This is a genomic window from Blastococcus haudaquaticus, assembly GCF_900230285.1.
In the GTDB taxonomy this organism is placed as follows: Bacteria; Actinomycetota; Actinomycetes; order Mycobacteriales; family Geodermatophilaceae; genus Blastococcus_B; species Blastococcus_B haudaquaticus.
Map to the genome: position 1 here is coordinate 761,872 of NZ_OCNK01000002.1, position 13,195 is coordinate 775,066.

13 protein-coding genes are annotated in these 13,195 nt (G+C 70.8%); 4 read left to right on the forward strand and 9 right to left on the reverse strand.

All coding sequences use genetic code 11. The features are described 5' to 3' along the window. Positions 1-44: 44 nt before the first annotated feature. The 9 genes from CRP30_RS10275 to CRP30_RS23225 form a co-directional block, all read right to left on the reverse strand. Positions 45-836 carry an SDR family oxidoreductase gene (locus CRP30_RS10275; protein ID WP_097183805.1) on the reverse strand — a complete coding sequence of 264 codons (792 nt, stop codon included), beginning with the start codon at positions 834-836 and terminating at the stop codon, positions 45-47. A 6-nt stretch (positions 837-842) separates the two neighbouring features. Continuing rightward, complete coding sequence (locus CRP30_RS10280; RefSeq protein ID WP_097183806.1) at positions 843-1,697, reverse strand: fumarylacetoacetate hydrolase family protein; 855 nt, start codon at positions 1,695-1,697, stop codon at positions 843-845. Between the two features lie 27 nt (positions 1,698-1,724). Beyond that, complete coding sequence (locus tag CRP30_RS10285) at positions 1,725-2,612, reverse strand: dihydrodipicolinate synthase family protein (RefSeq protein ID WP_097183807.1); 888 nt, start codon at positions 2,610-2,612, stop codon at positions 1,725-1,727. Continuing rightward, the gene (locus CRP30_RS10290) at positions 2,609-3,706 is read right to left on the reverse strand and encodes an Ldh family oxidoreductase (protein ID WP_097183808.1); all 1,098 of its coding nucleotides are present in this window, start codon (positions 3,704-3,706) and stop codon (positions 2,609-2,611) included. The genes CRP30_RS10285 and CRP30_RS10290 overlap by 4 nt, the downstream gene beginning before the upstream one ends. 47 nt (positions 3,707-3,753) lie before the next feature. Continuing rightward, the gene (locus CRP30_RS10295) at positions 3,754-4,638 is read right to left on the reverse strand and encodes a 2-hydroxy-3-oxopropionate reductase (RefSeq protein ID WP_097183809.1); all 885 of its coding nucleotides are present in this window, start codon (positions 4,636-4,638) and stop codon (positions 3,754-3,756) included. 36 nt (positions 4,639-4,674) lie between these two features. Next, positions 4,675-5,496 carry a hydroxypyruvate isomerase family protein gene (locus CRP30_RS10300; RefSeq protein ID WP_097183810.1) on the reverse strand — a complete coding sequence of 274 codons (822 nt, stop codon included), beginning with the start codon at positions 5,494-5,496 and terminating at the stop codon, positions 4,675-4,677. 126 nt (positions 5,497-5,622) lie between these two features. Next, on the reverse strand, positions 5,623-6,390 hold the full coding sequence (locus tag CRP30_RS10305; protein WP_097183811.1) for an HpcH/HpaI aldolase family protein: 768 nt from the start codon (positions 6,388-6,390) through the stop codon (positions 5,623-5,625). A gap of 153 nt (positions 6,391-6,543) precedes the next feature. Next, positions 6,544-7,218 (reverse strand): RraA family protein, encoded by a 675-nt coding sequence (locus tag CRP30_RS10310; protein ID WP_097183812.1) that lies wholly within the window; start codon positions 7,216-7,218, stop codon positions 6,544-6,546. 237 nt (positions 7,219-7,455) lie between these two features. Next, on the reverse strand, positions 7,456-8,208 hold the full coding sequence (locus CRP30_RS23225; protein ID WP_097183813.1) for a GntR family transcriptional regulator: 753 nt from the start codon (positions 8,206-8,208) through the stop codon (positions 7,456-7,458). A gap of 586 nt (positions 8,209-8,794) precedes the next feature. Between CRP30_RS23225 and CRP30_RS10320 the strand changes: the two genes are divergently transcribed. The 4 genes from CRP30_RS10320 to CRP30_RS10335 all read left to right on the forward strand — a co-directional run bounded on the left by CRP30_RS10320 (position 8,795) and on the right by CRP30_RS10335 (position 13,191). Next, on the forward strand, positions 8,795-9,853 hold the full coding sequence (locus CRP30_RS10320) for a tripartite tricarboxylate transporter substrate binding protein (RefSeq protein WP_097183814.1): 1,059 nt from the start codon (positions 8,795-8,797) through the stop codon (positions 9,851-9,853). A 181-nt stretch (positions 9,854-10,034) separates the two neighbouring features. Further along, entirely contained in the window at positions 10,035-11,558 is a 1,524-nt protein-coding gene (locus CRP30_RS10325; RefSeq protein WP_097183815.1) for a tripartite tricarboxylate transporter permease, read from the forward strand. Between the two features lie 9 nt (positions 11,559-11,567). Next, positions 11,568-12,101 (forward strand): tripartite tricarboxylate transporter TctB family protein, encoded by a 534-nt coding sequence (locus CRP30_RS10330; protein WP_097183816.1) that lies wholly within the window; start codon positions 11,568-11,570, stop codon positions 12,099-12,101. Positions 12,102-12,252: 151 nt separating this feature from the next. Continuing rightward, positions 12,253-13,191: a zinc-binding dehydrogenase gene (locus CRP30_RS10335; RefSeq protein WP_159961677.1), complete on the forward strand. Its 939-nt coding sequence runs from the start codon at positions 12,253-12,255 to the stop codon at positions 13,189-13,191. Positions 13,192-13,195 lie beyond the last annotated feature (4 nt).

Consider the following 13,195-nt stretch of genomic DNA (forward strand, 5'->3'; position numbering starts at 1 on the left):
CTCCTTGGGGTTTGTGGGAGGGGATGGGGATGAGGGACGGCACGTCAGATGGCCCGCACCATGCCGCCATCGACCAGCAGGTTCTGGCCCGTGGTGTAGGTGTTCGCCCCCGAGACGAGGAACGCGGCCACCCGTCCGAACTCCGCCGGGTCGCCGTAGCGGCCCATGGGGATGCCCTTCTCCGACGCGGCCCGCACCTGCTCGACCGACGCGCCGGTCTGCTCGGCCTTGTTGGCGTCGAGGGCGGCGACCCGATCGGTGGCGATCCGGCCGGGGCCGACGGTGTTGATCAGCACGCCGTCGGGCGCGAACTCGATCGCCAGGGACTTGGCCAGGCCGACGACCGCGACGCGGTAGGTGTTGGACAGCAGCAGGTTCTCGATCGGCTGCTTGATCGACGACGACGTGACGACGGCGATCCGGCCCCACTTCTGCTCGCGCATGTGCGGGAGCACGCCGCGGATCAGCCGCACGGTGCTCATCAGGTTCAGCTCGTGCGCCAGATACCACTTGTCGTCGTCGTCCAGCGCGGTGAACCCGCCGGGCGGCGGACCACCGGCGTTGGCGACCAGCACGTCCACGGGGCCGAGCCGGCGCTGCGTCTCCTCGAGCAGCCGCGCCAGGTCGGCGGCGTCGGACACGTCGGCCGCGCAGTACTCCACCTGCGCGCCGGTGGCCTGGGCGATCTCCGCTGCGGTGCTGGCCAGCTCCTCCTCGCCCCGGCTGGAGATCATCACCCGCGCCCCGTCCGCAGCGAGCTGGGTGGCGGTCGCCCGGCCGAGCCCTTTCGAGGCGGCGGTGACGAGGGCGACCCGTCCGGTCAGTTCGAGATCCATGTCAGTTCACTCCACGGGGTTGACGAGGTCGCGGAAGCCGTCGATCGCGACGCCGGCGGTGTCGCCGGGCCGGATGTGCACGGCGCCGGGGGTGCCGGTCGAGATGATGTCGCCGGGCAGGAGGGTCATCACCTTCGAGTGGAAGGAGACCAGCCACCACGGCCGGAAGGTCATGTTGGACACGATGTTGCGCCGGTACACCGAGCCGTTGTGGAGGGTCGACACCTGCAGGGCATCGACGTCGGGCACCTCGTCGACGGTGACCAGCTCGGGCCCGAAGGAGAAGAAGGTGTCGAAGCTCTTGGACCGCGTCAGGTAACGCGGGTTCTTCTCCAGGATGTCCTCGGCCGTCATGTCCACGATCGTGGTGAAACCGGCCACGACCGACGGCGCGTCGGCCTCGGACACGTCCTTGCACTCCCGGCCGATGATCACCCCGAGCTCCCCCTCGGCCGTGGTGCGCTGCGACTGCGGCGGAATCCGGATCGGATCGCCCGGGCCGATGATTGCGGTGTCGGGCTTCATGAACGACGCCGGCTCTGTCGAGGGCGCCTTCTCCGACAGGTCGGCGGCGTGCTCGACGTAGTTCAGGCCGATACCCCAGACCTTGCGGGGCCGCCGGTACAGCGGCGCGTACGCGAGGTCGTCCTGCGGGATGGCCAGCCCGTCGAGGCGCGCGGCGTCGGCGCCGGCTACCCAGTTGCGCAGCGTCTCGACCTCACCGGCCTCGAGCAGGCCCTGGACGGTCGTCGCCCAGCCGGTGCCGAACGCGTCGTTGACCTGGCTCAGCAGCACCGCGCCGCCGGGCCGCACGAGGGCGGCCGGCTCGGCGCCGTCGATGCGCAGGGATGTGAGTCGCACAGTTCGTCCTTCCGAGAGGGCGCCGGCTCAGAGACCGAGCGCGCGGATGATGTCGTCGAGTTCGGCGAGGGTCCGCTGGTCGACCGGCGGCGCGGGGAAGCGGGCGTGCGGGGAGGCGATCACGCCGCGCCGGGCGAAGACGTGCTTCCGGATGGTCACCCCGCCGACCCCGAGCTGGGCCTCGTAACGGATGAGCGGCAGGTGGCGGAAGAAGAACTCCTGCGCCGCCCCGCGCTCGCCGGCCGTGAACAGCTCGTACGTGCGCACCAACACCGAGGGGAAGCCGAACCCGGTCATGATGCCGTCGGCTCCGCGGAGCAGCTCCTCGTAGAGGTACAGCCCACCGAGGCCACCGAAGATGCCCACCTGCGACTGCGCCCGCTCGCGGACCGCCGTGATCTTCGGGAGCGTCGGCGTCTCCTCGAGCTTCAGGTACCGGCAGCCCTCGATCTCGTCGAGCAGCCGAACCAGGAAGGGCGCTGGCATGGTCACGCCGGTGTTGACCGGCTCGTCCTGGACGACGACCGGGACCGAGACGGACTCGGCGACCCGGCGGAAGTGCTCGAAGACCAGCTCGAGGTTCTTCACGTTGTCCGGCGGCGCCAGCATCACCGCAGCGGCCCCGGCGTCCTCCGCCCGCCGCGCGTACTCCTGCGCCACCCGGGTGGCCCGCGCCGACACCCCGGCGACCACCGGCACCCGCGAGTCGACCGCCCGCAGGTATCGGCGGAGCACGGCATCCCGCTCGTCGTCGAGCAGACGCGCCGCCTCACCCATGATCCCCAGGATCGTCAGACCATGAGCACCCGCGGCGAGGTAGTCCTCGACCAACGTGTCGATGCTGCTCTCGTCCACCGACCCGTCGTCGGTGAACGGCGTCAGCGTGATGGGAAGGACCCCCCGGAGGGCGGTCATCGACCGCTGCCCTGCGAGGGCTCCAGGAGGTACTCCGCGCCCGAGCGCTCGCAGACGCCTCGGATCTTCTCCCGCAGAGCCTGGCTGATCGGAATGCCGTCCCGCCGGCGCTCCTCCCGCATGGCCGCCTCCGGGTCACCCGGCACCAGCACGGGGAGCTCCGGGTCGATCGGCGGGGTCGCGTGCAGCATGTCGATGACGACGTCCACGTCGTCCTCGAACTCCCCCGGTGCCCGGAAGGCCTTCGGGTCGATCGCCAGGAAGAAGTGGCCGATGTTGTCCGGAGCGCCGGGCTGCTGCTCGCGCACCGGCGCGAACGAACCGCCCGGAAGAGCGCCCGACAGGAACTGCACCATCAGTGCCAGCCCGTAACCCTTGTGGCTGCGCATCTCGGCCGTGCCACCCAGGGGGCTGATCCCGCCGTCGGGCCGCTCGAAGATGTATTTCATCGCCTCGGCGGCGTCGAGTACCGGCTGCCCCTTCGCGTCCAGCACCCACCCGGCCGGCAGGGGCTTGCCCTCGAACTCGTACACCTTCACCTTGTTGGCCGCCACGGTGCAGGTGGACATGTCCAGCAGGAACGGCCGGTTCCGCCGTGCGGGCGCGGCGAAGGCAATGGGGTTGGTAGGCAGCATCGGCACCGTGCCGCGCGTGGGCAGTGCCGCCACGGTCCGCGCCGTGGTGGCCACCATGCCGGTCACCCCGCGCTCGGCCGCCATGGAGGCGTAGTAGCCGAGGGCGCCGAAGTGGTGGGAGTTGACCACGGTCACCACGCCGACGCCGAAGGTCTCCGCCTTGTCCACGGCCAGCTGCATGCCCATGACGGCGGCCGGATGGCCCAGCCCAGCCTGTGCATCGATGAGCGCCGTCGCGCCGTGCTCCCGGACCACCACCGGAGCGATGTCGAGCACCAGCTCGCCCCGGTCGCGGATCCCCTCGTAGAACATCAGCATCGACAGACCGTGCGAGTCGATGCCCGCGAGGTCGGTGTCGACCATGACGTCCGCCGTCGTGTCGGCCAATTGCTCGTCCATCCCCCATGCGGAGAACACACTCAGGATCTGCTTCCTGACCTGCTCGGCCGGAACCCTCATCGAAAACCTTTCGTCCGTCGCTGGTGAGCTGGGTGAGTGACGCCGTGTCAGTCGCGCCGGCGTCCGGAGAGCTGTTCCACCAGGAGCAGCAGGGCGGAGTGATCGAGTTCGCCGTGGCCGTCGGCTCGCAGGGCCCCCATCAGCTGTGCCACGAGAGCCCCCACCGGGATGGCGACGCCCACCTCCCGGGCCGCGGAGGTCACGATGCCGAGGTCCTTGTGGTGCAGATCGACGCGGAAGCCAGGGGCGAACTGGCGCGCGAGCATGCCGCCGCTCTTGCGGTCGAGGACCCGGCTGCCGGCCAGCCCACCCGCCAGCACCTCGACCGCCGCGTCGGTGTCGACCCCGTGGGCCTCCAGGAACACCAGCGCCTCGGCCACCAGCTGGATCGTGCCGGCGACGATGAGCTGGTTGGCGGCCTTGACGATCTGGCCGGAGCCGGCGGGACCGACGTGGACGATGGTGGAGCCGACCGCCTCCAGGACCGGGCGGGCCGCCGCCACGTCGGCCACCTCGCCACCGACCATGATCGACAGGGTCCCCTCGATCGCGCCGGCCTCCCCTCCGGATACCGGTGCATCCACCGCGCGGACGCCCGCGGCCCGGGCCGCTCCGGCCACGCGGACGGACACGTCGGGCCGGATGGTGCTGGAATCGATGAGCAGGGTGCCGGGCCGGGCCGATGCCAGGACACCCGCAGCCCCGAGCACGACCGCCTCCACGTCGGGAGAGTCGGGCAGCACGGTGAGGACGACGTCCGCCTGGGCCACCGCCTCGGCGACGGTCTCCGCGCCGCGACCCCCTCGGGAGATCAGCGCCTGCACCTTGTGGGGGCTGCGGTTGCAGCCGATGACGTCGTGACCGGCCTCGAGGAGATTGGCGGCCATCGGGCCACCCATGATCCCGAGACCGATGACCGCGATCGTGCTCATGGGACTTCCTCTCCCGGAATGGTCCGGCCGGCCGGCTCAGGCGCTCGCACGTCGTTCCCGGGGCAGCCAGCGGAGACCGTCGGACGTGCTGCCGCTGGGGTGGTACTCGAGCGCCACCCACCCGGTGTAGCCACCGTCCTGCAGCGAGCGCAGGCACCCGTCCAGGTCGAGCGTCCCGGTCCCGGGCTCGTGACGTCCCGGCGCGTCGGCGATCTGCACGTGGGCGATGCGATCGGCGTGGGTGTCGATGACGCGGTCCAGGTCCTCCCCGTTGACCGCCAGGTGATAGAGGTCGGCGAGCAGACCGAGGTTGGTGACCCCGGTCGCCGTCCGGACGCGATCGAGGACGCCGACCGCCTCCGCCGCGGTTCGCAGCGGGTAGTGCGGCGCTCCGCTCACCGGCTCCACCAGGACGGTGCCGCCCATGCGAGCAGCGGCCTCGGCGGCACCCGCCAGGTTCTCCACCGCGGCCTCGTCCTGCGCGGCGTCGTCGCCACCCAGGCGGTTGCCGTACAGGGCGTTGAAGGCCCGGCAACCGAGTCGCTCCCCGATGCCCACCGCGACGTCGACGTTGTCCCGGAACTCGGCCGAGCGGCCGGGCACGGAGACGATGCCGCGGTCTCCGCCGGCCATGTCGCCGGCAAAGAAGTTCAGCCCCACGAGTTGCAGCCCGCTGTCGGCGACCGCCCGGACGAATGCGTCCACGTCCCCGTCCGAGGGCACGGCCTCGCTGAACGGCCACCAGAACTCCGCCGCGTCGAATCCGGCATCCCGGGCGGCAGCGGGGCGCTCGCGCAGCGGGAGCTCGCGGAACAACAGGGACAGGTTCACGGCGTAGCGGAGCGAATGACCGGCCACAGAACTGCTCCTCCGAGGATGTCGAGGGTCAACGGCGCGCCGGCTCGACCGGGCGCACCTGGGGAGTCGGCCGGAGGGACGGGGCCTTCGGCCCGCCGGGCTGCGACCGCCCGTGTCCGACCGGGGTCAGGAAGCCCCGGATCCGGCCGTCACGGCAGCGAGTTCAGCCGCGACGCCGTTCCGCAAGGTCACGAGGTCGTTCACCACGGTGACCATCCGGAAGCCCTGCTGCAGCCGTCGGGAGGCCATGGCGCCGCCGTCGCAGTGGATGCCGGCGATGACTCCGTGGCGGTCGCAGGCCTCGCGGATCCGTTCGATCGCCTGCTGGTGCGCCGGGTCGTCGTGCTCGTACGCGGGGGGCAGACCGAGAGCGAGGGCGAGGTCGGAAGGACCGACGTAGATGGCGCTCACGCCCTCCGTGCCGGCGATCTCGTCGACGCGGTCGAGGCCCTCCTCGGTCTCCACCATCACGGCGCACACGACCTGCTCGAGATCGGCCACCGCGCGTGACCCGAAGACCGTGGCGGCACGCACGGGACCGTAGGAGCGCCTCCCGCGAGGCGGGTACCGGCATGCTGCGACCGCCCGCGCCGCCTCCTCCGCCGACCCCACCATGGGCACGACGACCCCGAGTGCGCCTGCGTCCAGCACCTTGCCGATCTCCGCGGGATCGTTCGCCCCGACCCGCACGATCGGCGTGGCGCCCCGGCCACTGACCGCCTGGAGCATCGGCACGGCGTCGGCATAGCCGATGGCGCCGTGCTGCATGTCCAGGCAGACGTAGTCGTATCCCACCGATGCGACGGCCTCGGCGGTCACGGAGCTCGGTGCAGCGCACCAGGCCCCGCGAACGGCGCCGCCAGCATCCCAGAGCGCCTGAAGTGTATTCGTCATGTCCTCCGCACACCTTTCCTGACCGTTCCGCGCCGGTCGGGCTCGCGGGACCGGCCTTCCACGAGCGTCCGGAGACGCTCTCCTCCGCTGCACTCGTCTGTTGCTCCGCGAGGGCGGGCGTCCTCGCGCGGGGCCGGTCCGCCGGCCGGGAGGTCAGGAGACCTCGCGCACCGCCAGCGCAGCGTCGATCCAGCTGCGGTCCCACGTGCCCTCGGCAATGGCACGGCGCTCCGCGGCCTCGCTGTCGAACTTCGCCTCCGCTGCGCTGGTGATCTCCTCGGCGCGATGACGGGGGATGACGGCGACCCCGTCCTCGTCGCAGACGAGGAGGTCCCCGTCGCGGATCACCACCCCGCCGACCGAGACCGGACCGCGGAGCTCCCCCGGTCCGTTCTTGTAGGGCCCGAGATGGGTGAGGCCGGTCGCGAAGACGGGCGGCGACACCCGGTCCAGGTCGCTCCGATCACGCACGGCACCGTCGACGACGAGCGCCACGATCCCCTTCGTCGCGGCGTACTGACCCATGAGCCCGCCCAGCAGCGCTCGGTCCGTGTGGCCACCCGCCGCCACCACGAGGACCTCACCGGGGCGGGCGATGTCCATCGCCTTGTGGACCACGAGGTTGTCGCCCGGGCGGGTGCGGACGGTGAAGGCCGGGCCGACCACGACCTGGCCGGGCTTGAGCCCCGCGATGGGCCCCAGCCCGGTGGCGCCTGCCCAGCGGCCGGAGCCGTCCGAGACCAGGGCACTGGCCAGGCGCTCGAGACGACCGACGAGTTCGGCGGGCGGAAGCGGGCTCGCGGGGTACATCAGGCAGTCGGCGGGCATGGGTGCTCCTGTTCGGGTGGTGGACGGTGGCGAACGATGGCGAGGGGTCGACCGGCGGCAGGCGGACAGGGATGACCGTCGAGACCCCGAGGGGGTGGCCGGCGACGGAGGCGCGGACGCGCCGGGCATCGCCGCGGGCAGAACGGTGGACCGGGACGGCGCGACGGCCGCAGGAGAGGCCACGAGGCGCCATGGAGTTCCGGCTGGACGCCACTGGCCGGCAGGACGTGCAGCCGCTCAGGCGCCTGCGGCCCGCGAGCGCAGGTGTTTGATCATCAACTCCTCGCCGGTGTCCAGGTGCCTCAGCAGAGCGGTCCGCGCGCGCTGGAAGTCCCCGTCCGCGACGGCGCGCGTGACGGCCACGTGCTCATCGAGGGTCTCGTCAGCTCGGCCGTTCGCCGGCGAGAGGAAGTGGCGCCCGCGGTCGATCTGCTTCTCCAGCACCGCGTAGAAGCGCTCCAGCCGGGTGTTGCCGGTGCAATGCACGATGAGGAGGTGGAAGTCGTTGTCCCGCCGGAAGTAGGACGGGAACACCGAGGGCTCGACGGGATGGGAATACCCGTCGAAGAACGAGCTCAGCCGGGCGACGGCGGGGTGGTCCGGGTTCTTCGCCAGCTGGTCAAGGCCCAGGGGCTCGATGAGCCTGCGAATCTGGAACAGCTCGTGGACGTCCTGTTCGGTGAAGGCGGCCACCTCCCACCCGGTACGCCCCCGCGGCTGCACCAGGCCGGCCGCTTCCAGCTTGTGCAGGGCCTCGCGGACCGGCGTGCGGCTCACTCCGAGGGCCTCGGCGAGCTGGCGGTCGCGCAGGGGCTCCCCGGAAGGGAGTTCTCCGCTGATGATCGCCCGGCGGATGGCGTCGAGCGTCCGGTCACCCAGTGCGACCGTCTCGACCGGCTGTAAACCGTGGACCGGTGACCTGACGGGCGTCGCCGACCCGCCCCCGTCCGACGGGCCGGCGTCACGGCGTCCGGGAACGTCCTCGGTCAACGGGGACCGACCAGGACGCCGGAGAACGCAGCGGTGGAGGCGCCCGCCGGGGCGCCCCTGCGGACAGGGATCGCTGGTTCCACGTCTCCCTCACTCACTCGCTCGGACACACTGCGCCTCCGTCACGGACCGACTGCATCGCCCGTAGCCGACGCCCCTGTTGGTATACATAACACCATCGGCCGCGCCGGCGCCAGCATTGAATGGGACCGTCGCACGGGGCAGCGCGACGGCTCGACGCTCCGCACCGGAGCGGGCTCCGGCGCCCTCTCGGTGCCACCGAGCTCGCGCCATATGCGGTGCACGTCACATGTTCGCGAACAGCACCGCCGAGCGCCCCGCCGAGAGCCGCGCCCACCGATGCCGCCGGCGGCCTACTGGCCGAGATGCGAGTGCCCGCTCGTCCCGCGGAAACTCGGCCCCCGCACGAGTCCACTTACATTGGTATTCCGTATGTGATACACAGCACGCCACGTGATGTGCAGCACCCAGAAGGGCTGGGTTCGCCGCGCTCAGCCAGCACGTGTGACCAGGGCGCTGGCGCCGCAAGGGCCCTGACAACCACCCCCATGGAAGGACCAGTTCATTGCGAAAGCTCCAGACATCCCTCGGTCACCGTCCTGGGAAGCGCTTCCTGCGCGTCGGCGGCGGCGCTCTCGCGCTCACGCTCCTGGCGGCGTGCGGCGGCAACGGCGGTGGCGGTGGCGGCAACTCCGCGAGCGCGGACGGCTGCCCGGAGGGGTACCCCGAACGGCCCATCGAACTGATCGTCCCCTTCGCCGCCGGCGGCGGCACCGACGTGGGCGTCCGCCTCCTGGCGCCCTACATCGAGGAGGAGCTGGGCGGGGCCACGATCAACGTCGTCAACCGCGAGGGCGGTGGCGGCTGGATCGGCTGGAACGCGTTGCGCGCCGCCGAGCCCGACGGCTACACGCTCGCCAGCCTCAACACCCCCAACCTGATCAGCGGATACCTGAACCCGGAGCAGGGCATCGAAAGCTCGCTGGACGACTTCACGCTGATCGGCAACGTGGTCACGGACTACGGCGCGATAGCCGTCCGTCCCGACGACGACCGGTTCGGGACGATCGAGGAGCTCATCGAGTACGCGCAGGAGAACCGGCTCACCGCCACCAGCACCGGCGTCGGCAGCGACGACCAGCTGGCATCGCTGAGTCTCAACGACGCGCTCGGCACCCAGTTCGAGGGCATCCACGGCGGCGGCGCGGCTGACAGCCTCACCGCGGTCGTCGGCGGCAACGTCGACGTGATGTTCGCCAACGTCGGCGAGGTGGCGACCCCGCACGAGAACGGCCAGCTGAAGGTGCTGGCGGTGCTCGGCGACCCGGAGAACCGCGGAGAACTCCTGTCCGACGTCCCGACCCTGGCCGAGACCGGCCTGGAGGGGGTCGAGGACATCCGGTCCTGGTCGGCCCGCGGCCTCGGGGGTCCCGGCGGCATGGACGAGGGCCTGCAGCAGTGCATCGCCGACGCCGCTGCCGCCGCCATCCAGAACGAGGAGTTCGTCGCCGCGATGGCGGAGCAGTCCCTGCTCGTGGACTACCGGGACCCGGAGGAGTACCGGCAGATGCTCGAGGAGGAGGAGGCGATGGTCGAGGACCTCGGAGGGCAGTTCATCTGGTAGGAGCAGCCGCCACGCGGTTCGCGCCCTGACCCGGTGAACGGCTGAACGCCTGGACGGGTCCACCACCTGCCCCGGCCGAGACGCGGCCCTCGCACCGCAACCCCCACGAGTTCCCGGGCTCGGTCACCGTCTCGACGGTGACCGAGCCCGCGAACCGCCACCCAACCCGGGAAGGGTAGTAGTGGAAACACTGGATTCGATCGTCTCGGGCTTCTCCGTCGTCCTTACCCCCGAGAACCTCCTGTACGTCTTCATCGGCGTCTTCGTCGGGATGATCATCGGCGTACTGCCCGGCCTGGGTTCGTCGGCGACCATGGCCCTCGTCCTGCCGTTCTCCTTCCAGCTCCCCGCCGAGGGAGCTCTCATCATGCTGGCGGGCATCTACTACGGGTCCATGTACGGCGGCACGATCACCTCGGTGCTGCTGCGTCTGCCCGGCGAGGCCGCCTCGGTCGTCACCACCTTCGACGGCTACCAGATGGCCAGGCAGGGACGCGCCGGCTCCGCGCTGGGCATCGCCGCCGTCGGTTCCTTCGTCGGCGGGACGGTGGGGATCATCGGCCTGTCGTTCCTCGCGCCACCGCTCGCGGACTTCGCGATCGGTTTCGGCGCACCGGAGTACACCGCTCTGGCGATCTTCGGCATCCTGATGGTGTCGTTCCTGGGCACGAAGTCCCTGACGAAGAGCCTCGTGGCAGCCGGCCTCGGCCTGTTGCTGGCCACGATCGGCCAGGACCCGGTCACCGGGTCGCCGCGGTTCACCATGGGCAGCCTCGAACTGCTGGGCGGCCTGGACTTCCTGGTGCTGGCGGTCGGCCTGTTCGGCATCGCGGACGTGCTCTACCACCTCGAGGAGGAAGTGCGGAGCAATCCGCTCGCCACCAAGCTCAAGCGCGTCTGGCCCTCAAGAAAGGAGGTCTCCCAGTCGAAGGGCGCGATCGCGCGCGGATCGGTCATCGGCTTCTTCGTCGGGATCCTCCCCGGTGGCGGCGGCGTCCTCTCGTCACTGGCCTCCTACGGGGTGGAGAAGCGCATCGCGAAGGACCCGACGCGGTTCGGCCGCGGGGCGATCGAGGGGGTCGCCGGGCCGGAGACGGCGAACAACGCGGGGGCGACGTCTGCATTCATCCCGCTGCTGACCCTCGGCATCCCGGCCAACAGCGCGACGGCGATCCTCTTCGGCGCCCTGCTGCTCCAGGGGATCACCCCCGGCCCGTTCCTGATCAGCGAAGAACCAGACGTGTTCTGGGGCGTCATCGACTCGATGTACATCGGCAACCTGATGCTGCTCGTGCTCAGCGTGCCGCTGGTCGGGATCTTCATCCAGATCCTGCGGATCCGGCTGACGATCCTGGGGCCGATCGCGATCATCGTCACCATGCTGGGGACGTTCAGCATCAACAACAACGTCTTCGACATGTGGATCGCCCTCGCCGCCGGGATCGTCGGCTACTTCATGATGAAGGGCGGATTCGAGCCGGGACCCCTCGTGCTCGCCTTCCTCCTGGGATCTCTCCTGGAGAACTCGTTCCGGACGTCCCTCGCGATCTCCGACGGGGACCTCAGCGTGTTCGTGACGCGCCCGGTGTCGGGAACGCTGTTCGCGCTGATCGTCCTCGCAGTCGCCGCCGCGGTGTTCGGCCACGTCCGCAGCCGCCGGCGGCGCGCCGCCGCATCCGCCGCCCAGACCGCTCCCGTGGAATAGGTGCACCCCATGGACACATCGAAGCCGTCGGACACCACTCCCCCCGCCGCCGCCCGAGGCCCGGTGGACGACGAGGACCTCCCGCCGATCATCGAGCGCGTTCCGCGGCAGGGGCCGGCCCACCACGTCGGCGCCCTGCTGCCCCTCCTCCTCGGGCTGCTCTGGGTCTACTTCGCCTACTCCTCCTTCCCGCTGGGGGACCTGCGGGAGCCTGGGCCCGCGCTGTGGCCGGTGATCGTCGGCATCTTCACCGCGTTGATCTCGCTGAACCTGTGGCTCACGGAACGGGACGACACCGAGTACGAACCGTTCACGAGCAGATCGAAGCTGGTGCCGCTCGGAGCCATCGCCACCGCGATCTTCATCGTGATCTACACGTATGTCGGTTTCCTCGTCGCCGGCTTCCTCCTCATGGCCTTCTGGGTCCGGTTCCTGGGAAGGGAGACCTGGCGCCTCTCCCTCGTCGTCGCGGCAGCGACGTCGCTCCTGGGCTACCTGATCTTCGGTGAGCTGCTCGGGGTGCCGCTCCCCGGTCCGTTCTGACCGGCACCCGTCCAGCCATGTCCCGACCCCGTGCCGACCCGCGAACGGTTGAGAGAAGCGGACCCCCCAGGTGATCCACGACAGCACCGCACGACCCCTCGCCAGACGCGTCATGAGAGCGGCCCACATGCCGGCCCCCGGCCGGATCGAGGTGAGCGATTTCCCGCTCCCGGAGATCGCCGACGGACAGGTCCTCGTGCAGATGCAGTACGCGTCGATCTGCGGATCGGACGTGCACATCGTCCACGACGGCTTCCACAACCCCGACTCGATCGGCATCCCGGGATATCCGGGCCACGAGGGCGTGGGGGTGGTGGTGGAGAGCCGATCCGAGCTGTTCGCCCCGGGCACACCGGTCCTCACCGTGCCCCACGGGCACGAGGGTGGATGCTTCGCGGAGTACCAGGCGGTGGCGGAGCAGCAGGTCATCCCACTGCCTCCGGACGGAGACCCCCTTCGCCTCCTCATGGCGCAGCAGCTGGGAACGGCCGTGTTTGCCATGAAGAAGTTCTGGCAGCCGGACGCGGAGACGGCCGCGGTCGTCGGCGTCGGCTCGGCCGGCCTCTTCTTCGTGCAGCTCCTGCTCGCGAAGGGCTGCACGCAGGTCGTCGTCTCCGACGTGAACGAGACGCGGCTGCGAGCCGCGCAGGCGCTCGGCGCCACGGGTGTGCTCGCGCCGGACGCCTCCCTGGCCGAGGAGGTGCTCCGGGCGACTGGCGGGAAGGGCGCCGACCTGGTCATCGAGACGTCCGGTCTGGACATCGGCCGGGCCGAGGCCGTCGCAGCGGTGCGAACTCACGGGTACGTCGGTTGCTTCGGCTACGCGGAGCGCACCGGCCTCTCGCCGTTCCCCGTGCACATGGCGTTCCGCAAGGCGGCGACCGTCGCATGGGTCCGCGACACCCAGTCCGAACCCGGCCTGCAGTCCTTCCGCGAAGGACTCAGGCTCATCCGGTCCGGCGAGATCGACATCGACCACCACCTCGGGCACGTGATCCCCCTCGAGGACACCGCGTCCGGCGTCGAGACCGCGCATTCCGGGCTGGACGTCGTCAAGGTCATCATCTCCATGCCCTCGTCCGCGGGCTGACGCG

Coding starts and splice junctions, on each gene's coding strand:
- CRP30_RS10275 (WP_097183805.1), bottom strand. CDS start 836: ATGGATCTCGAACTGACCGGACGGGTCGCCCTCGTCACCGCCGCCTCG.
- CRP30_RS10285 (WP_097183807.1), bottom strand. CDS start 2,612: ATGACCGCCCTCCGGGGGGTCCTTCCCATCACGCTGACGCCGTTCACC.
- CRP30_RS10290 (WP_097183808.1), bottom strand. CDS start 3,706: ATGAGGGTTCCGGCCGAGCAGGTCAGGAAGCAGATCCTGAGTGTGTTC.
- CRP30_RS10295 (WP_097183809.1), bottom strand. CDS start 4,638: ATGAGCACGATCGCGGTCATCGGTCTCGGGATCATGGGTGGCCCGATG.
- CRP30_RS10305 (WP_097183811.1), bottom strand. CDS start 6,390: ATGACGAATACACTTCAGGCGCTCTGGGATGCTGGCGGCGCCGTTCGC.
- CRP30_RS10310 (WP_097183812.1), bottom strand. CDS start 7,218: ATGCCCGCCGACTGCCTGATGTACCCCGCGAGCCCGCTTCCGCCCGCC.
- CRP30_RS10330 (WP_097183816.1), top strand. CDS start 11,568: ATGGACACATCGAAGCCGTCGGACACCACTCCCCCCGCCGCCGCCCGA.